We start from the raw sequence: 17,661 nt of genomic DNA, 5'->3' as shown, positions 1-17,661 counted from the left end.
GACCACGAGTCCGGTCAGGAGCTCGACGACCAGCCCGACGCCGGGCCAGAGCACGGCCCGGGTCCCCTCATGGGCGCCGCGGACATCCGTGAGCTGGCGGGCGCGATGGGTGTGCGGCCCACGAAGCAGCGCGGGCAGAACTTCGTCATCGACGCGAACACCGTGCGCAGGATCGTGCGCACGGCGGACATCCATGCCGACGACGTGGTGCTGGAGGTCGGGCCCGGCCTGGGCTCGCTGACCCTGGCGCTCCTCCAGAGCGCCGACCGCGTCGTCGCCGTCGAGGTCGACGACACGCTCGCTGCCGGCCTTCCGGCCACCGTCGAGGCCCGACTGCCGCACCGCGCCGGGCACTTCACGCTCGTGCACGCGGACGCGATGGACGTGACGCGGCTGCCGGGGCCGCAGCCGACCGCACTGGTCGCCAACCTCCCCTACAACGTGGCCGTTCCGGTGCTGCTGAACATGCTGGCGGCCTTCCCGACGCTGCGCCGCGGCCTTGTCATGGTCCAGGCGGAGGTCGCCGACAGGCTGGCGGCGGCGCCCGGTTCGCGGGTCTACGGCGTGCCGTCGGTCAAGGCCGCCTGGTACTGCGAGGTGAAGCGGGCGGGCGCGATCGGCCGGAACGTCTTCTGGCCCGCACCGAATGTGGACTCCGGCCTGGTCTCGCTCGTACGGCGTGATCCGCCGCGCACGCGTGCCTCGCGCGAGGAGGTGTTCGCCGTCGTGGACGCGGCGTTCGCGCAACGCCGCAAGACGCTCCGGTCGGCCCTCGCACGGTGGGCCGGTTCCGCGGCGGCGGCCGAGGAGGCGCTGACCGGCGCGGGCGTCTCGCCGCGTGCGCGCGGGGAGCAGCTGACGGTCGAGGAGTTCGCCGCGATCGCGGAGCAGCGCACCGAGCACGAGGAGAACGCCGCGTGAGTGACGAGCACGTGTCCGCCGCGGACGGGGTGACCGCGCGGGTGCCCGCGAAGGTCAACGTCCAGCTGGCGGTGGGGGGTCTGCGCCCCGACGGCTTCCACGGGCTGGCCAACGTCTTCCTCGCCGTCGGGCTCTACGACGAGGTCACCGCGAGCCCTGCCGCAGAGCTGCGGGTGACGGTCTCCGGCCCGGACGCCCGTCACGTTCCGCTGGACGACAGCAACCTGGCTGCTCGGGCGGCCCGCCTTCTCGCCGAACGGCACGGCCGCGCGCCGCACGTGAGCCTGCACATCGTGAAGGACATCCCCGTCGCGGGCGGCATGGCGGGAGGCAGTGCCGACGCGGCGGGTGCGCTGCTGGCGTGCGACGCGCTGTGGGGCACGAGGACGCCGCGGGACGAACTGCTCGCGTGCTGCGCGGAGTTGGGGTCCGACGTGCCGTTCGCCCTCGTCGGCGGCGCCGCGCTCGGTCAGGGGCGCGGCGAGCTGCTGACGCCGGTGGAGACCGGCGGGACGTTCCACTGGGTGTTCGCCCTCGCCGACGGCGGACTGTCGACACCGGCCGTCTACCGGGAGTGCGACAGGCTGCGGGAGACCTCCGGCACGGGCGCGGGGATCGACTCCGTGCCCGAACCACGGCCGTCCCAGCGGCTGTTCGACGCGCTGCGCACGGGCGACGCGGAGGAGCTGGCCATCTCCGTCTCCAACGACCTTCAGCCGGCGGCGCTTTCGCTGCGCCCGTCGCTGAGCGACACGCTCAAGACCGGCACCGCGGCGGGCGCTCTGGCGGCGCTGGTCTCCGGCTCGGGCCCGACGTGCGCGTTCCTGGCGTCGGACGCGCGGTCGGCGGAGGCGATCGCCTCCGCGCTGGAGGAGTCCGGGCACTGCCGCTCCGCTCGCACGACCACCGCGCCGGCGCCCGGTGCGACCCTGATCCACGGCTGAACAGCCGTATCGCGCCCCTGATCCACGGCTGAACAGCCCTGTTCTCAGCGGGACTTGCGGGCCGCCCCGGTGTGGCCTGCCCGTCCGGCCGCGCTCGTCCATCCGGTCCGGGCCACGACGGCGTCGGCGACCTCCTCGACGGTGCGCCTGTCGGTGTCCACGGACAGGTCGCCGATCGCGGCGCGTTCCAGGACGTCGGCCTCCGCCGCCGCCCTGTCGGCGACCCGGAGCAGGTGCGCGGTGGATCTCCCTTTCAGCGGGTCGCCCGGTTGCGCCCAGCTGCCACCTTGCCCGCGCTGCAGGATCCGCTCGGCCAGTCGGTCACGTGAGGCGCGGAGACGGCACAACGTGAGCGTGGCGGCGGGCAGTTCGCCGGCGTAGGTCCTGATCGTGTCCTCGTCCTCGACCGGGCCGACGACGATCAGGCGCCGGGCCCCGGCCGCGCGGAAGGTCTGCCACAGGGCCGCCAGATTCCGGGCCTTGACCCGGTGGTTGCCGGGGTCGTCGGCCATGACGGGGCCGCAGAAGCCGAGTTGGCCGACGTCGACGTACGCCGCGGCGTGCCCGGCGCGCAGGGCCTTCTGGTAGACCTCGAACCCGACCGTCGACTTGCCGACGCCGGTCGCACCGCACAGCCAGAGGATCCGGCCGTCGGCGGCCGTCACCGGGTGTCCGTCGGGACGTGTTCCCGCGGAGGCCCGGCCCGGACCGGTGAACAGCGGCCATCCGCCGGTGCGCTCCCGTACGAGCCGCGCCACCTCGGCCACCGGCAAGCCGCTGGTGTCGATGCACAGATCGGCGAAGTCGCCGGCATCCAGGGCGTCGGATTCGCGCAGCGCGTCCTCCGCCGCGTCGTCGCCCTGAGAGCCGCGCGCCTCGAGCCGCCGCTTCAGATCACCTCGTCCGGCGCGCAGCCGGCACACCGTCACCGCGGCGCCCGGGAGCTGGTCGAGAGGCGGGCCGCGTTCGGCGTCGACGACTCCGGAGACGATGACGCGCCGGGCGCCCGACTGCCCGAAGTTCGCCACCAGCGCGCCGAGGTTCCGCGCCTTCATCCGGTGGCGGCCCGGGTCGGACGCGGACTCCGGGGAGCACATGCCCAGTTGGTCGATGTCGACGTAGGCGGTTCCCGTTCCGGCCCGCGCGCAACGGGAGTACAGCTCCCAGCCGACCGCGGTCTTGCCGACGCCCGGTGGTCCGCACAGCCACAGGACGGGGATCGCATCACGACTCAACGGGCCGCCACCTCATCAGGCTGTGGGCCTAACCGGTCCGGCCCGGCTCGTCCGGAACGCTCAGGGCCTGCGGGAAGGCGGAGTTGACCGAGGTGATGCCGCCGTCCACGGGGAGCGTGACGCCCGTGATCCACTCCGCGTCGGGCGACGCCAGGAAGGCGACGGCAGCGGCGATGTCGTCGGCGCGGCCGACCCTGCCCAGCGGGTAGAGGGCGGCCAGTCGTTCCAGAGCCGCGTCGCGTCCCGCCCACGCGTCGGTGTGCACCGTGCCCGGGGCGACGAGGTTGACGCGCACGCCGCGCGGTCCGCCGTCTCCCGCAAGCGTGCGGGTGAGGGATGCGAGACCGGCCTTGGCGGCGCTGTAGGCGTGGTTGCCGAAGTCCTGGATCCCGTTGACGGAACCGATGTTGACGATCGCGCCGCGCCCTCCGGCCGCCGCGAGATGCGGCATCGCGGCGCGGGCGCAGCGGAAGGCACCGGTGAGTGTGATGTCGAGGTCGCGGTCCCAGACGTCGTCCGGCTCGTCCTCCAGCAGCGCCGCGTCGGGGTTGCAGGAGTAGGCGTTGTTGACGAGGACGTCCAGCCGGCCGAAGTTCCGTACGGCCAGCGCGACCGCTGCCTCCACGGCCGCACGGTCGCCCACGTCGCACGCCGTGGCCGCGGCCTCGCCGCCGTCGGCGCGGATCGCCTCGGCGGCGCGCTCGGCCCGCGCACCGTCGAGATCGGTCACCGTCACTCGCGCGCCTTCCGCTGCCAGGCGACGGCAGACGGCCGCGCCGATCCCCTGCCCCGCACCGGTGACCAGCGCCGCGTAACCCTCGAACCGCCGCATGGGAAGCGGGAGTTACGCCTGTGCGGCGTACGAGACGAAGGCGGTCCAGGCGCCGGGCGCGACGGCGAGCTGGGGGCCTTCCTTGTCCTTGGAGTCCCGCACGTGGACGGTGCCGGGGCACGCGGCGACCTCGACGCAGTTGTCGCCCTCGGTGCCGCTGTAGCTGGACTTGCTCCAGGAGAGGGCGACCTCGACACAGTTGTCGCCGTCGGGGCTGCTGTAGGTCGACTTGAACCAGGCCGGTCCGCTGCTCATAGCGCTCCTCGCATCCGCTTCAGCAGGCTCGTCGATTCGGCATGGGAGAGAGCCTGTGAGCGCATCTTGGCATAACGCATCTGGAGCACGCTGACGTCTTTCGCGTCGGAGATCAGCCGGCCGTTCTTCTGGCCCTCGCTGTAGCCGAGCCAGCGGTGGTACGGCGTCTCCAGCAGCGCGACGGGACCGTCGAGGCACGCGTGCTCCTCCCGGTCGGCGGGCACGACCTGGATCTCCACGTTCCGCAACGTGCCCCGCTCCAGGAGGTGTTCGAGCTGCTCACGGGTGGTGGCTGCACCGCCCAGCCGCCGCATCAGGACGGACTCCTCGATGATGAAGCTGAACGGCGTGCCGGGCCGCTCGGTGAGCAGCCGCTGCCGCTCCGTCCGGGCGGTGACCTGCAATTCGAGCTGCGTGTCGGTCAGCGGCGGCAGGCTGTTGTCGAACACGGCACGCGCGTACGTCTCGGTCTGGAGCAGTCCGGGGACCAGGCGGCACTCGTACGTGCACAGGTTGACGGCCTCCTTCTCCAGCCGCGCCCACTCACGGAACCAGGTCGCCAACCCCGGCTGGCGCCCCACGTGTTGGGCCGCCGCACGCAGCACGCCGAAGGCGTCCAGCGCCTCTTCGGCCTTCTCGACGAAGTCGGGCGGCGGCAGGCGGCGGCCCTGCTCGATCGAGCTGATCATGGGGTGCGAGTACTGCACCAGCGCTGCCAGCGCGTCCTGCGTGATCCCCGCCCGTTCCCGGAAGACCTTCACGATCGCGCCGAAGGACTTGAGGCTGTCCGACGTCTCCGGCTCCCCGGCCCACGACCTGCCCGCGCTGTGCGCCATTTCCGGCCCCCTCCGGTACCGCTCCCCTGGTCTGCCGCAATTCACTGATGATCACAGAGAGTTAACGAGCATGTCCATCGGGTCGCACTCGTACGCACTCACCGCGTACCAGCCGCGACATGACCCGGAGCCGCCCCCGGCCGGGTCCGGGCCCGGGAGGCGATCGCCCGTTCCGACCACGGCGTGCCGCGGACGGAGGGTTCCGGCCTCGGGGGCTTCCCGGGGCGGTGCGGCGGCACCGGCGGTCAGCGGCGTTCACCCGTCCGGGCGAGGAGAAAGCGCGCTGCTGACGGCGTCACGCAGTGCAGTCATGACCTTGCCGTGCTGGACTGGGCAAGTACGGCACTGTAAGCACCTGGGCGATCGCAAGGCGTGACATGAGGCGGAGGCAGCCCGTGGCGAAGTCGCGAGACGACGAGCAGCTCGCCGGGCGACTGGTGGTCGTGGCGGCGCTGGCTCTGGTGCTGATCCTTCCGCCGTTCCTGGCGCGGTTCGATCGCACCGACCGCGTCTTCGGCGTCCCCGTCCTGTGGGCCTACCTCTACATCGTCTGGATCGTCGTCATCGCTCTGGTCGCCGTCATCGGCGGCAGATCGAGGTAGCGCCGTGCTCCAGACCTGGGTCATCGTCGTGTTTTCGGTGGGGTACCTCGGTCTGCTCTTCGCTGTGGCCTTCTACGCCGACCGGCGGGCGGACGCCGGCCGGAGCATGATCAACAACGCGACCATCTACGCACTGTCGCTCGCGGTGTACGAGACCGCCTGGGGCTACTACGGCAACGTGGGCACGGCCGCCACGGACGGAGTCGGCTTCCTGTCGGTCTACCTGGGGCCGATGCTCATGTTCGCGCTGGGCTGGCTGGTGCTGCGACGAATCATCCGGATCAGCCGACGGCTACGGATCACCTCGCTGGCCGACTTCGTCTCCGTCCGCTACGGCAAGAGCGCCGCGCTGGGCGGCCTGGTGACGATCATCGCGGTGGTGGGGATCGTTCCGTACATCTCGCTGCAGCTCAAGGCGATCTCCAACACCTTCGAGATCCTCCGCCGGCACCCCAAGATCACCTCCACGGTGGACCTGGGCGACGTCCCGCTGTTCCAGGACACCGGGTTCTACGTGGCGCTGCTGCTCGCCGCGTTCACCATCCTCTTCGGCACCAGGCACCTGGACACCACGGAACGCCACGAGGGCGTCGTCGCCGCCATCGCCTTCGAGTCCGTGGTCAAGCTCGTGATGTTCCTCTCGGTCGGGATCTTTGTGACCTTCTGGGCGTTCGGCGGGCTCGGAGACCTGTTCTCCCAAGCGGCGGACGCCGGTCTGACCAGTCTGTTCACCGTGCGGGAGCAGACGAGCTACGGCGAGTGGATCTGGCTCAACGTGCTGTCCATGCTGGCAATCGTGCTGCTGCCCCGGCAGTGGCAGATGATCGTCGTCGAGAACGTCGACGAGAGGCACCTCAAGCGGGCGATGTGGCTCTTCCCGCTCTACCTGCTCGCGATCACCTTCTTCGTGCTCCCGATCGCGGCCGGCGGACTTCTGCGGTTCGGAGACTCCGTTGACTCCGACACCTATGTGCTGACCCTGCCGATGGCCGACGCCCCCGAGGTGCTCGCGCTGCTCGTCTTCATCGGCGGCATCAGCGCGGGCTCCAGCATGATCATCGTCGAGACGATCGCGCTCAGCACCATGGTGTCGAACTCACTCGTGATGCCCCTGCTGCTGCGCGGAAAGTCCCGGCTGACGCGCCGGCACGACCTCGCCGGACTGGTGCTGGGCATCCGCCGGGCGACGATCGTGCTGCTCCTGCTCCTCGGATACGCGTACTTCCGGCTGGCCGGCGAGGGGCCCGCGCTGGGGGCGATCGGCACGGTGTCGTTCGCTGCCGTGGCGCAGTTCGCACCGGCCATCCTGGGCGGCCTGTTCTGGAGGGGCGGTACCCGCCAGGGCGCCCTGGCGGGACTGACGGCCGGATTCGCCGTGTGGGCGTACACCCTGCTGCTGCCGAGCTTCGCCGATTCCGGGTTGCTGCCCCATTCGTTCCGGGAGCACGGCCCGCTCGGCATCGAGTGGCTCCGGCCGCAGCACCTGTTCGGCCTGGAGGGCATGGACCCGGTCAGCCATGCGATGTTCTGGAGTGCGCTGCTGAACATCGGTCTCTACGTCGGAGTCTCACTCGCCGGGCGGCCCAACGCGTTGGAGCAGACGCAGGCCAAGCAGTTCGTCGACATCCTCGCCGAGCCCGTGAAGGGGCGGCGCTGGCACTCCAAGACCTCGTTCGGCGAACTGCAGAAGCTGCTGGAGCGCTTCCTCGGGAAGGAAGGCGCCCAGCGGGCGCTGCGTTCCTACTCGGGCGAGGAGCCCGGCTCACCGGCGGTCCGGGCGGACCCTGAGCTGGTCCATCACGCGGAAGCCCAGCTCGCCGGCTCGATCGGTGCCGCGTCCGCGCGACTCGCGGTCGACGCGGTGGCCGGAGAGGAGCAGGTCGACACCGCCGAAGTCATGGAGATGATCGGCGAGGCGTCCCAGCGGGTCGAGGTGGTCCGGCGGCGCCTGAGGTTGCTCTACGACGCGACGGGCGGCATCGGCACGACCCTCGACGTGACGCATACGGCCGAGGAGCTGGCGCAAGTCGCGGTCCCGCGCCTGGCCGACTTCGTGACCGTCGAACTGGCCGAACCCGTGCTCCGCGGCCACGAAGCGGGAGTGGAGGGCACGGGCGTCGGCGAGGGCGGCATGCTGATGCGGCGCCTGGCCTTCAGCGGCATCCGCGAGGACGCCCCCCTCTTCCGCGTCGGGGACCTCATCACCTTCGTGCCGTCCTCGCCACCGGCCCGCAGCATCGAGAGCGGGCAGGCAGTGCTGGTGCCTCGTCTCAGCGAGTCCCAGGGATGGCAGGCGGTGGATCACGAGCGGGCCGCCCGCATCCTCGAATACGGGATCCACTCGCTCATCACGGCACCACTGCGCGCACGTGGCGTGCTGCTGGGCGTCGTCAACTTCTGGCGCTCGGAGAAGCCCGAGCCCTTCGAGCAGGACGATCTCGCCATCGCGGCCGAACTGGCCACCCGCGCCGCCACTTCCCTCGACAACGCACGCCGCTACACCCGCGAGCACAGCATGGCCGTCACGCTGCAACGGAGCCTGCTGCCACGCGCCCTGCCCGAGCAGAACGCCGTCGAGGTGGCCTCGCGCTATCTGCCCGCGAAGGAGGGTGTCGGCGGCGACTGGTTCGACGTCATCGCCCTGCCCGGCACCCGCGTCGCACTGATCATGGGCGACGTCGTCGGGCACGGCCTGCACGCCGCCGCCACCATGGGACGCCTGCGCACAGCCGTGCACAACTTCTCCGCCCTCGATCTGCCGCCCGACGAAATCCTCAGCCACCTCGACGAGTTGGTCACCCGCATCGACAGGGAAGCGATCGACGCCGGCGACGAGACGGCGATGATGGGCGCCACCTGCCTCTACGCGATCTACAATCCGGTCTCCCGCAACTGCACCATCGCCTCGGCCGGTCACCCCACCCCCGCGCTCGCGCGGCCCGACGGCACCGTCGAGTTTCCCGACCTGCCCTCGGGGCTCCCCCTCGGCATCGGTGGACTGCCCTTCGAGACAACCGAGTTGGAACTTACCGAGGGCAGCAGGATGGTCCTCTACACCGACGGCCTCGTCGAGCGCCGCGACCAGGACATCGACACTGGGCTCCAGTTGCTCCGCGAGACCCTGGCGCACGCGGACCGGCCGCCCGAGGAAACATGCGACGCCATCCTCGGCGCCCTGCTGCCGGATCCTCAAAGAGACGACATCGCGCTGCTCGTCGCCCGTACTCAGGTGCTGAGGGCCGACCAGGTCGCGGAGTGGGACGTGGAATCCGACCCGGCCGCCGTTCGCCGCGTACGCGCCGACGTCTCCGCCAAGCTCACCGAGTGGGAGCTGGACGACCTCGTGGAGACCACGGAGCTGATCCTCAGCGAACTGCTCACCAACGCCATGCGCCACGGCGCCGGCCCCATCAACATCCGGCTGCTGCACGACCGTACGCTCATCTGCGAGGTCTTCGACCACAGCAGCACTGCGCCGCATCTGCGCTACGCGGCCACCATGGACGAGGGCGGACGCGGTCTCTTCCTCGTCGCTCAGATCGCCGAACGCTGGGGTACCCGGTACACCAAGGGCGGCAAGGTCATCTGGGCCGAACAGGCACTCCCGGGGACGACGGCAGGCTGACGGAGCCCATGACCTGGACCGGCCTCGGCCGAGGTCGGCACGCCCCGGCCCGGTGTGCACCGGACCGGCCGGGTCAATCCTCCGACCGGTCCCCGGAAGCATCGTCGCCGCGTGCCGCTCGCGACAGCGGGATCACGGGGGCCAGTTGCGCCGAGTCCTCCTCGTCGCGGTCCGTCCCGGACGGGCCCGCTCCGCCGTCGGCGAGGGGAGCCTCGGGCCCCGTCGACGCTGCGCCGGACTCCGCCCCGTGACGGCCCGCGCCCATGAAGACGGACAGCACATGCGAGAGGGACTCGCCCGTCACGCGTGCACGCACGCGCGCCATCGCCAGCTGCTGTTCGGTCGGCCTCGGGCCGCCTTGCCCGGACGACTTTCCGAGGGGGACGCTCATGGCTTCCTCCCGACCCCCGCGTAAAGGGTGGCGCTGCGGAGCAACTCGGCCTCCTCGCCGGTGACTTCGACGGGCTCCTGGGGCCTCCAGTCGTGTGCCGCGGTCACTCCGGGCTCGAGCAGCTCCAGTCCGTCGAAGAAGTTCTCGACCTCCTGCTTGTCGCGCAGCGCCACGGTGGTGCCGCCCGCGTCGTAGACCTTCTTCACGCCCTGCCAGGCCGCGGCGTCGAAGTCGGCGGTGACGTGGCTGAGCACCAGGAAGCTGCCGGAGGCGAGCCGGTCGATCAGACCGCGGACGATGTCGTACGGCTTGCGGTCGTCCGGGACGAAGTGCAGGAGCGCGACGAGCGACAGCGCGACCGGCTTGTCCAGGTCGATGACCTCACGCAGCCGCGGCGAGCCCAGGATGTCGTCGTCGCGCACGTCCGCGTTGATGTAAGCGGTGCGGCCCTCGGGCGTGCTGCGCATCAGCACGTGCGCGTACTCCAGCACGGTGGCGTCGTGGTCCGCGTAGACGATGCAGGAGTCGGGCGCCACCTCCTGGGCTATCTGATGGAGGTTGGGAGAGGTCGGAATGCCGGTGCCTATGTCGACGAACTGGCGGACTCCGTACTCGGCGGCGAGAGTTCGCGTCGCACGGTGCATGAAGTACCGGTTGGTCTCGGCGGTGCGGCGGATCTGGGGGCAGACCGCGAGGACCTTCTCGGCGGCCTGCTCGTCGACGGGATACCAGTCCTTGCCGCCCAGGTAGTAGTCGTACATCCGGGCCGAGTGTGGCCGGCTGGTGTCGATCTCCGGCTTGCCGGACGTGGTCATCGGTCATCCCATTTCTGCCGTACGGGACCGGCGGGGAAGGCACACGGCGAAAGTGCTTCCCCGCCGGCCGGCCCGGCGTGGTCGGTGCAAGTGAGGGGGCGGTGCGTGGTGCGGGGTGGTGCCGGTCGGTGCGGGGTGGTGCCGGTCGGTGCGTGCCGCTGCGTCGTGATGCCGAGTCGTGAGGCCGGTCGGCCCGTCAGCGATCGGTCGCGCCGCTCCGCAGCTGTTGAGCTGTTCAGCCGGTGAGGAAGTCGGCGTCACCCGACTTGGCCGCCTCGATGAAGTCTGTGATCCCGTGCTCCGAGTAAAGCAGGGCGGGGCTGTCGGGGTCCGTGGACTGACGAAGTGCCACGCGGCCGTCGGAGAGTCTCTTGGCCTCCACGCAGGCACCGCCGTTCTGGCCGCTCCACGGCTTGTGCCAGCCCTCGGTGCCGAGTTCGCGTGCGGGCATCCCGTTGCGGACGGCGCGGTTGCCGGCAGCTTCAAGGGTCATTTGTCGAACTCCTTACGCAGATTGCTCAGATACGTGCGGGGATCCGGCACATGCTCCGCCGCAAGCAGCGAGACGCGGGTGAGCGCCTCCAGATGCGTGACCACATCGGGGCGCTGGTCCAGATAGACGGCGCTGGTCAGCCCGACCTCGGTGTAGACGATGTCCTGCAACTCCCGTTCGCGGAACCGGAAGTAGGTCACGTGGCCGCCGGTGCCCGGGTGGGGTCCCGCGGCGAGCGGCACGATCCGCAGCGAGACGTTCGGCATCTCTGCCGCCTCGGCCAGCCGGTCCATCTGCGCCCTCATGACCGCCGGGCCGCCCACCTCACGCCGCAGCGCGGCCTCCTCCAGCACGACCCACAACGTCGGTGCGTCGTCGCGCTCCAGCAACTCCTGCCTTCGCACCCGCAGTTCGACCCGGTGTTCCAGCACGTCGTCGGGCTCGTTGGGGAATCCGGCGCTGATGACCGCGCGGGCGTAGTCCCGCGTCTGCAAGAGCCCCGTCACGTAGTGGGGTTCGTAGACGCGGATGACCTCCGCGTCCGTCTCCAGGCTCACGTAGCCGCGGAACCAGTCGGGCAGGGCGTCGCGGAACGGATACCACCAGCCGGGGGCGTTGGCGCGCTCGGCCATGGAGATGAACTCGTCGACCTCGGCCTCCGCCACGTCGTAGAGCCTCAGCAGCTCCTTGACATAGGGGACTTTGAGACCGACCTGCGCGTTCTCCATCCGCCTGATCGTCAGGTGGTTGACGGCCAGGGCCTTGGCCGCGGCGTCGAGCCGGATGCCCTTGCGCTCTCGCAGCTCCTTGAGCCGCTTCCCGAGGATGATGCGCAGCACCGTCGGAGCACTCGAACCGCTCGGCAGTGCATCGGTCACGCCCTCACCTCCCCGAGGTCGCGCGGTGGTCACCGGCGCGGAAGTAGGACCGTACAGCACCTGCCGCGGCTGGTCGGAGCCGGACCAAAATGCCCCAACTCGGGCCGCCCGTCTGCGTCTTCACTCTGAAATTATCAGAAGGAAGCTTGCGAGTTGAAGACCGCACCACCCATAGTTAAGCCGTGCTGCCCTTGAGCGTGCCCCCCACGCACCGCCGCCCACCGCGCCCGCCGTCCGGCCCCGGTGCGGATTCACATGCGCTCCGGCTCCCGGCTGAGGACGTCAGCGTCCCCCGGGCCCGGCACGCGATGGACCGTTGGCTCGACCGCCGAGGCGCCTCGCCCGATTTACGAGAGCAAGCCGCTCTCGTTCTCTCGGAGTTGCTCACCAACGCCGTCACGCACACCGACAGCGCGTGGATCGTGTGCGCCACGTCCTACTCCCCGTACGACGGGGTCCGGGTGGAGGTGCACGACGACGACACGAGCAGCCGTGCGCCGCAGCGGGGTGCGCCGTCGACCGAGAAGGAGAGCGGCCGCGGGCTGTTCATCGTCGAGTCGCTGGCGGAGTGCTGGGGCGTGGCGGTCTCCCCGGTGACGCGCGGCAGCGCGGTCTGGGCCCAGCTGCTGGGCTGACCGTCAGCGCCTCTGTGCGGGTGACGCGATGCTCCGTCAGATGCAGGCGCGCAGCGCCCGCACGAGGGCGTGGGCACGCGGGTCCGAGGTGACCGAACGCTGCATGGCTGCCGTGACGTAGGCGAAGGCGGTGCCGGACTCGGGGTCGGCGAAGGCGAGCGAGCCGCCACGGCCCGGGTGGCCGAACGAGCCCTGCGCGAGCATCGGCGCCCCCGGCCCGTGCAGCATGAACCCCAGGCCGAAGCGGGAGCCCACGACCAGCACACGGTCGGGCCCGCCCGACTCCTGGGAGCGCGCCTGCGTCAGCGTCGCGGGCGTGAACAGGCGCCCGGTCGCGATGCCCGTACTCCGCCCGTACGGGCGTCCGTTGACGCCCCGGCCGGCGGGCGGGCGCGTGCCGGGGGGCGCCTCGACCGGCCCGATGAGCGCCGCATAGAAGCGCGAGAGGGAACGGGCCGTCGCGACGCCTCCGGAGCCGGGCAGCCCGGCGGCGAGCCAGGCCGGATCGCTCTCGTCGGGACGCGGGGCGACCGCGTCGAACGCGCGCCTGGTCAGCGACGCCGGATCGCCGTATGCCTGGGTCACCGACCTCTTCGGACGCGAGCGCAGGCCGGTGGCGGCCTGCTGTTCCGGCGTGGGCACCTCCTGCAGACGCGCCAAGTCCACGCCCCCGTCGGGGACTTCGGGCGTCGCGGGCAGCCCGAACCACATGCTGAGCCCGAGCGGCCCCGCGACCTCCTCAGCGAACCAGCGCCCCAGCGCACGTCCCGTCGCCCGCTGCACCAGCTCGCCGATGAGCCAGCCGTAGGTGTGCGGGTGGTAGCCGTGGTCCGTGCCCGGCTCCCAGAGCGGGGCCTGCGCGGCAAGGGCTGACGGGCCGCTCACGCCGTCGACGGCCTGCTCGGGGGTGAGCGGGGAGTCGAGCACGGGCAGACCGGCACGGTGCGCGAGCACGTGCCGCACCAGCAGGCGTTCCTTGCCGTTCGACTTGAACTCCGGCCAGTAGGTGGCGACGGGCGCGTCCAGGTCCAACTGGCCCCGCTGGTGGAGCAGATGGAGCACAGCCGCGGCCGGCCCCTTGGAGGCCGAACGGATGACGGCGGCGGTCTCCTCCTGCCACGGGCCGCCGCCCTCCTGCTCGGGGCCAGTGTTCTTGCGGCCGCCCCACAGGTCCGCGACGACGAGCCCGTCCTTGTGCACGGTGAGGGCCGCGCCCGTCTCGCCGCGGTCGGCGAAGTTGGCCGCGAAGGCGTCCCGCAGGGGCTCGTAGCCGTCCGCCACCGTGCCGTGGACGTCCACCGCGTTCTCAGCGCCTGGAGCCTTCACGCTCTTGTCCGTCCCACTCGTACCGTCGTCCGTGCACCGTCCATGGTGCTATCGCTGGGGGGCGTTCACCGAGCCGGGGTCGAAGCCGAACGGCAGTTCCAGGCGGTGGGCGGCCAACAGCGCCTCGTCGCGGAGGAGTTCCTGCGTCGCACCGTCGGCGACGATGACGCCGTCACTGAGCACCACCGACCTGGGGCACAGCTGGAGCGCGTACGGCAGATCGTGCGTGACCATCAGCACCGTCACGTCCAACCGCTCCAGGATGTCCGCCAGTTCGCGGCGCGAGGCCGGGTCGAGGTTCGAGGACGGTTCGTCCAGTACGAGGATCTCCGGCTGCATCGCGAGCACGGTGGCCACCGCGACGCGGCGGCGCTGCCCGAAGGAGAGGTGGTGCGGCGGACGGTCGGCGTGCGCCTCCATGCCCACCTGGGCGAGCGCGTCGTGCACGCGCGATTCGAGCTCCGCACCGCGCAGTCCGGCCGTCGCGGGACCGAACGCGACATCCTCCCGCACCGTCGGCATGAACAGCTGGTCGTCGGGGTCCTGGAAGACGATGCCGACCCGCCGCCGGATCTCCGCGAGATTCCGCGGCGCCACGGGCAGCCCCGCGACGGTCACCGAACCGGCGCCGGCGGTGAGGATGCCGTTGAGGTGCAGCACCAGCGTGGTCTTTCCCGCACCGTTCGGGCCGAGCAGCGCGACCCGCTCACCGCGCGGGACGGTCAAGTCGACGCCGAACAGGGCCTGGTGGCCGTCGGGGTAGGCGTACGCGACGCCCGCGACGTGGAGGGAGGGCGGCGGCGGCGTCGCACCCGTCGCGTCGCCGGCGCCCTCCGAGGGCCGGCCGGAGCGTCCGCTCGTGATGTCGTGCATGCTCTCGCTCGTGCTGTCGCCGCTCACAGCGCCCATCCCATCAGGCAGACCGCGAGCGCCGCGAGCGGGAGGGCCGCGGCCCCCGTCCACTGGGCGCGCGTGGCGTTCACCTCGTCGATGACGGGCATCGTGCCGGTGTAGCCGCGGCTGACCATGGCGAGATGGACGCGTTCGCCGCGCTCGTAGGAGCGGATGAACAACGCCCCGGCGGACTTGGCCAGCACGCCCCAGTGCCGCACGCCGCGCGCGCGGAAGCCCCGGGAGAGGCGTGCGATGCGCATCCGGCGCATCTCGTCGGAGATGACATCGCCGTAGCGGATCATGAAGGAGGCGATCTGCACGAGCTGCGGGGGCAGCCTCAACCGCTGGAGCCCCAGGAGGAGTTCACGCAGCTCCGTCGTCGAGGCGAGCAGCACCGAGGCGGCGACGCCGAGCGTGCCCTTGGCGAGGATGTTCCACGCGCCCCACAGCCCGGGCGAGGACAGCGTGACACCCAGCACGTCCACGTACGGGCCCCTCGCGACGAAGGGCATCAGCAACGCGAAGGCCACGAACGGCACTTCGATGACCAGCCGCTTCAGCAGATGCCCGTACGGCACGTGCGCCGCGCGGGCCACGGCGGCCAGCAGCACGGCGTACAGAGCGAAGGCCCACATCGCCTCGCGCGGGGTCGAAACGACCACGAGCACGAAGCAGAAGACGGCGGCGAGCTTGCAGTGCGGCGGCAGCGCGTGCACGGGCGACCGCCCGTGCAGATAGAGCGTGTGGGCATGACCCGCGCCCATGTCAGACGGTCTCTTTCCCGCTCCGGCCGCGGCTCTCGTCCTCCGAGGTCGCGGCGTCCGCGGCCCTGTCCGTCTGCTGCGGCCGTGCCTCACGGCGGCGTCGCACGGCGATGAACACGCTGCTGCCGACGGCGAGAGTCGCGCCCGCGCCGATGACACCGGCGAGTCCGCCGGAGAGGCGGGCGTCGGCGATGCTCTCGACGCCGTAGTCGGCGAGCGGAGAGTCCTCGGCCGCGTGGTCCTCGGCCTGCTTGTCGATGCCGTTGTCGGCGGCGACCTTCTCCAGGCCGTCGGGGCTGGCCGACGCGTAGAAGCTGACGACTCCCGCGCAGATCATGGTCGCCGCCAGACCTCCGATCCACAGGCCGCGGTTGGGGCGGCCCGGACGGGACGCCGCGGCCGCGGCGGGCTCCGGCACGGGCGAAGTCGCGGCGCCGGTGGCGGAGTCGGCCGTCGAGTCGGCCGGGGCGCCGGTCGTCGAGCCCGTCGCTGCGGTCGTGGAGTCGGTCGCTGCGGTCGTGGAGTCGGCCGGCCGCGGGACGGGGCCGCCGCCCGGAGTCGCCACCGTCGCCGTACGCAGCTCCAGCGGCCGGGCCGCGAAGTCCCGTGCGCCGTGGACCAGATCGGGACGCACCGCGACGACGGCTCCGACCGTGGCCGCGGTGATCGCCGCCTCGCCGATGCCGATCAGCACGTGCACACCCGTCATGGCTGTGAAGACCTTTCCCAGTGCCACGTCCGTCGTGCCGCCGACGGCGAAGAGCCCCGTGAAGGCGATGGCCGCCGCGGGCACGGAGAAGAGCGCCGCCACGAACGAGGCTCCGGTGACGGCACCACGGCCGCGCGGCAGGATCCGCAGCAGCCCACGGAAGATCCCGTAGGCGACGAGGACCGTCACGACACCCATGTCCAGGATGTTCACGCCGAGCGCGGTCAGCCCGCCGTCCGCGAAGAGCACGCCCTGCATGAGGAGGACGACGGAGACGCAGAGCAGACCTGTGTACGGGCCGACGAGTATCGCGGCCAGCGCTCCGCCCAGCAGATGACCGCTGGTCCCTGCCGCCACAGGGAAGTTGAGCATCTGCACGGCGAAGATGAACGCCGCGACGAGCCCGGCCAGCGGCGCCGTACGCTCGCCGTCCGCCGGTACGTTTCCGGCCGCGGGTCCCCCGGACCGGCCTGCCACCGTTCCCAGTTCGCGGCGTGCGCCACGCAGCGAGACCGCGACCGCGCCCGCCGCCACCGCGCCCGCGGCAACGGACACGGGGGCGTTGATGAATCCGTCCGGCACATGCATGACGCCACTCCGCTTCTGGGGTCGGCCCGCTCCCGCGGCCACTCACAACTGTTCGATGATAGTGGCTTACTGCAAACTGATTGCAAGAGCGCCAGGCTTGCTTGAAATGCCGGACGGTGTTCCGGTGTTCACGAAGGACCGGTTGCGGGCAGCCTGTGGCACACCTCACCCGGTATTTACGGTGACTCCGTGCCTTCCCGTGCGTCTGTCATGGGGATAGGGCTACACGGGAGGGACGGCCGGGGCCGCCCCGACGACATAGGAGCAGAGGATGTACGCAGCCTTCGATCAAACCGTGCAGGCCCGTCTCATCGCCGACCCGCACGCGACCAGGGACCTCAGCGCAGCACTCCGCTACGACGCCGCCGATCCGCTCGCGGTCCGCATCGTCTTCCCCGCCGACGCTTCCCTCGACGGTGGTGAGGTGGCCTGGGCCTTCGGACGCGAACTCCTCGACGACGGCCTCCACGCACCGGCCGGCGAGGGCGATGTGCACGTGTGGCCGCGGGACGGCTCCCGCACGGTGATCGAACTGCTCTCCAAGGAGGGCGTCGCCGTGGTCGAGTTCGACAGCGCGGATCTGCGCGCCTTCCTCCTCCGCTCGTACGACGTCGTCGCCGCGGGCCAGGAGCACGGCGAGACGGACATGGACACGGGCCTGGCCGCCCTGCTGCGCGGCGTCTGACCCCGGAGCGACCTCCCGCGTGACCTGTCGATCTTCTGCGTGACACCCCGCGCGGGCCGGCTGAGGAGGCACGCCGCGCTCATGCCGCCGCCGTCCACGAGTTGCCGCCCCGCGAACCTGCTCGAACCATGGCATCCATGGCCATGCGTCACGATCCGCCACCTTCGCCCACGGGAGCCGTACGGCGTGGCCGTGCTGCGGTGACGGCCCCCGACCGGGACACCGCGTGGGCG

The 17,661-nt window shown here is 71.4% G+C and carries 17 protein-coding genes and 1 pseudogene; 6 read left to right on the top strand and 12 right to left on the bottom strand.

What is annotated here, in order from left to right:
- Positions 1 to 69: 69 nt before the first annotated feature.
- Positions 70 to 921, top strand: a complete 852-nt coding sequence (rsmA, locus tag G4Z16_RS20840) for a 16S rRNA (adenine(1518)-N(6)/adenine(1519)-N(6))-dimethyltransferase RsmA (protein ID WP_197354798.1) — start codon at positions 70 to 72, stop codon at positions 919 to 921.
- Positions 918 to 1,865 (top strand): 4-(cytidine 5'-diphospho)-2-C-methyl-D-erythritol kinase, encoded by a 948-nt coding sequence (locus G4Z16_RS20835; protein ID WP_246530973.1) that lies wholly within the window; start codon positions 918 to 920, stop codon positions 1,863 to 1,865. Before rsmA ends, G4Z16_RS20835 begins: the two co-directional genes overlap by 4 nt.
- Positions 1,866 to 1,909: 44 nt before the next feature.
- On the opposite strand, the gene G4Z16_RS20830 is transcribed toward G4Z16_RS20835, so the two are convergent.
- The 4 genes from G4Z16_RS20830 to G4Z16_RS20815 are packed head-to-tail and all read right to left on the bottom strand — an operon-like array spanning position 1,910 to position 5,023.
- Positions 1,910 to 3,100: an AAA family ATPase gene (locus G4Z16_RS20830; protein WP_197352226.1), complete on the bottom strand. Its 1,191-nt coding sequence runs from the start codon at positions 3,098 to 3,100 to the stop codon at positions 1,910 to 1,912.
- A gap of 28 nt (positions 3,101 to 3,128) precedes the next feature.
- Positions 3,129 to 3,932: an SDR family NAD(P)-dependent oxidoreductase gene (locus G4Z16_RS20825; protein WP_197352225.1), complete on the bottom strand. Its 804-nt coding sequence runs from the start codon at positions 3,930 to 3,932 to the stop codon at positions 3,129 to 3,131.
- Between the two features lie 12 nt (positions 3,933 to 3,944).
- A complete protein-coding gene (locus G4Z16_RS20820) occupies positions 3,945 to 4,187 on the bottom strand; it encodes a DUF397 domain-containing protein (RefSeq protein WP_197352224.1) in 243 nt (80 codons plus the stop codon).
- Positions 4,184 to 5,023, bottom strand: a complete 840-nt coding sequence (locus tag G4Z16_RS20815) for a helix-turn-helix domain-containing protein (RefSeq protein WP_197352223.1) — start codon at positions 5,021 to 5,023, stop codon at positions 4,184 to 4,186. The genes G4Z16_RS20820 and G4Z16_RS20815 overlap by 4 nt, the downstream gene beginning before the upstream one ends.
- A 395-nt stretch (positions 5,024 to 5,418) precedes the next feature.
- Here G4Z16_RS20815 and G4Z16_RS20810 point away from each other — a divergent pair, with 395 nt between their 5' ends.
- Positions 5,419 to 5,625, top strand: a complete 207-nt coding sequence (locus G4Z16_RS20810) for a hypothetical protein (RefSeq protein ID WP_197352222.1) — start codon at positions 5,419 to 5,421, stop codon at positions 5,623 to 5,625.
- A gap of 1,918 nt (positions 5,626 to 7,543) precedes the next feature.
- Positions 7,544 to 9,250, top strand: a pseudogene (locus G4Z16_RS20805) (ATP-binding SpoIIE family protein phosphatase); the annotation flags it as partial.
- A 73-nt stretch (positions 9,251 to 9,323) separates the two neighbouring features.
- Here the strand turns inward: G4Z16_RS20805 and G4Z16_RS20800 are convergent.
- The 4 genes from G4Z16_RS20800 to G4Z16_RS20785 all read right to left on the bottom strand — a co-directional run bounded on the left by G4Z16_RS20800 (position 9,324) and on the right by G4Z16_RS20785 (position 11,827).
- Positions 9,324 to 9,641: a hypothetical protein gene (locus G4Z16_RS20800; protein ID WP_197352221.1), complete on the bottom strand. Its 318-nt coding sequence runs from the start codon at positions 9,639 to 9,641 to the stop codon at positions 9,324 to 9,326.
- Positions 9,638 to 10,456 (bottom strand): SAM-dependent methyltransferase, encoded by an 819-nt coding sequence (locus tag G4Z16_RS20795; RefSeq protein WP_197352220.1) that lies wholly within the window; start codon positions 10,454 to 10,456, stop codon positions 9,638 to 9,640. The genes G4Z16_RS20800 and G4Z16_RS20795 overlap by 4 nt, the downstream gene beginning before the upstream one ends.
- A gap of 235 nt (positions 10,457 to 10,691) precedes the next feature.
- Positions 10,692 to 10,949, bottom strand: coding sequence for a DUF397 domain-containing protein (locus tag G4Z16_RS20790; RefSeq protein WP_197352219.1), 258 nt, complete (start codon positions 10,947 to 10,949; stop codon positions 10,692 to 10,694).
- Positions 10,946 to 11,827, bottom strand: coding sequence for a helix-turn-helix domain-containing protein (locus G4Z16_RS20785; RefSeq protein WP_246530972.1), 882 nt, complete (start codon positions 11,825 to 11,827; stop codon positions 10,946 to 10,948). Before G4Z16_RS20785 ends, G4Z16_RS20790 begins: the two co-directional genes overlap by 4 nt.
- Positions 11,828 to 12,009: 182 nt before the next feature.
- Here G4Z16_RS20785 and G4Z16_RS20780 point away from each other — a divergent pair, with 182 nt between their 5' ends.
- Positions 12,010 to 12,462, top strand: coding sequence for an ATP-binding protein (locus G4Z16_RS20780; protein ID WP_343070874.1), 453 nt, complete (start codon positions 12,010 to 12,012; stop codon positions 12,460 to 12,462).
- Between the two features lie 36 nt (positions 12,463 to 12,498).
- On the opposite strand, the gene G4Z16_RS20775 is transcribed toward G4Z16_RS20780, so the two are convergent.
- Genes G4Z16_RS20775 through G4Z16_RS20760 form a run of 4 tightly spaced genes read right to left on the bottom strand, consistent with a single transcriptional unit; the run spans position 12,499 to position 16,743 of the window.
- Entirely contained in the window at positions 12,499 to 13,788 is a 1,290-nt protein-coding gene (locus G4Z16_RS20775) for a serine hydrolase domain-containing protein (RefSeq protein ID WP_246530971.1), read from the bottom strand.
- Positions 13,789 to 13,836: 48 nt separating this feature from the next.
- Positions 13,837 to 14,661 carry an energy-coupling factor ABC transporter ATP-binding protein gene (locus tag G4Z16_RS20770; protein ID WP_197354793.1) on the bottom strand — a complete coding sequence of 275 codons (825 nt, stop codon included), beginning with the start codon at positions 14,659 to 14,661 and terminating at the stop codon, positions 13,837 to 13,839.
- 23 nt (positions 14,662 to 14,684) lie between these two features.
- Positions 14,685 to 15,446, bottom strand: coding sequence for a cobalt ECF transporter T component CbiQ (gene cbiQ / locus G4Z16_RS20765; RefSeq protein WP_197352217.1), 762 nt, complete (start codon positions 15,444 to 15,446; stop codon positions 14,685 to 14,687).
- Between the two features lies 1 nt (position 15,447).
- Positions 15,448 to 16,743 (bottom strand): energy-coupling factor ABC transporter permease, encoded by a 1,296-nt coding sequence (locus G4Z16_RS20760; RefSeq protein ID WP_197352216.1) that lies wholly within the window; start codon positions 16,741 to 16,743, stop codon positions 15,448 to 15,450.
- Positions 16,744 to 17,014: 271 nt separating this feature from the next.
- On the opposite strand from G4Z16_RS20760, the gene G4Z16_RS20755 reads away from it, so the two are divergent.
- A complete protein-coding gene (locus G4Z16_RS20755; protein WP_197352215.1) occupies positions 17,015 to 17,428 on the top strand; it encodes an SsgA family sporulation/cell division regulator in 414 nt (137 codons plus the stop codon).
- The last annotated feature ends 233 nt before the right edge of the window (positions 17,429 to 17,661 follow it).

The sequence above is a fragment of the Streptomyces bathyalis genome (assembly GCF_015910445.1).
In the GTDB taxonomy this organism is placed as follows: domain Bacteria; phylum Actinomycetota; class Actinomycetes; order Streptomycetales; family Streptomycetaceae; genus Streptomyces; species Streptomyces bathyalis.
Note: the sequence above shows the minus strand (reverse complement) of the source record. Positions and strands in the feature narration are given on the sequence as shown.

What these genes read in the sequence shown, in the direction of transcription:
- G4Z16_RS20820 (WP_197352224.1), bottom strand. Translation starts at nt 4,187, where the DNA reads ATGAGCAGCGGACCGGCCTGGTTCAAGTCGACCTACAGCAGCCCCGAC.
- G4Z16_RS20760 (WP_197352216.1), bottom strand. Translation starts at nt 16,743, where the DNA reads ATGCATGTGCCGGACGGATTCATCAACGCCCCCGTGTCCGTTGCCGCG.
- G4Z16_RS20770 (WP_197354793.1), bottom strand. Translation starts at nt 14,661, where the DNA reads ATGCACGACATCACGAGCGGACGCTCCGGCCGGCCCTCGGAGGGCGCC.
- G4Z16_RS20795 (WP_197352220.1), bottom strand. Translation starts at nt 10,456, where the DNA reads ATGACCACGTCCGGCAAGCCGGAGATCGACACCAGCCGGCCACACTCG.
- rsmA (WP_197354798.1), top strand. Translation starts at nt 70, where the DNA reads ATGGGCGCCGCGGACATCCGTGAGCTGGCGGGCGCGATGGGTGTGCGG.
- G4Z16_RS20815 (WP_197352223.1), bottom strand. Translation starts at nt 5,023, where the DNA reads ATGGCGCACAGCGCGGGCAGGTCGTGGGCCGGGGAGCCGGAGACGTCG.
- G4Z16_RS20755 (WP_197352215.1), top strand. Translation starts at nt 17,015, where the DNA reads ATGTACGCAGCCTTCGATCAAACCGTGCAGGCCCGTCTCATCGCCGAC.
- G4Z16_RS20790 (WP_197352219.1), bottom strand. Translation starts at nt 10,949, where the DNA reads ATGACCCTTGAAGCTGCCGGCAACCGCGCCGTCCGCAACGGGATGCCC.
- cbiQ (WP_197352217.1), bottom strand. Translation starts at nt 15,446, where the DNA reads ATGGGCGCGGGTCATGCCCACACGCTCTATCTGCACGGGCGGTCGCCC.
- G4Z16_RS20800 (WP_197352221.1), bottom strand. Translation starts at nt 9,641, where the DNA reads ATGAGCGTCCCCCTCGGAAAGTCGTCCGGGCAAGGCGGCCCGAGGCCG.
- G4Z16_RS20825 (WP_197352225.1), bottom strand. Translation starts at nt 3,932, where the DNA reads ATGCGGCGGTTCGAGGGTTACGCGGCGCTGGTCACCGGTGCGGGGCAG.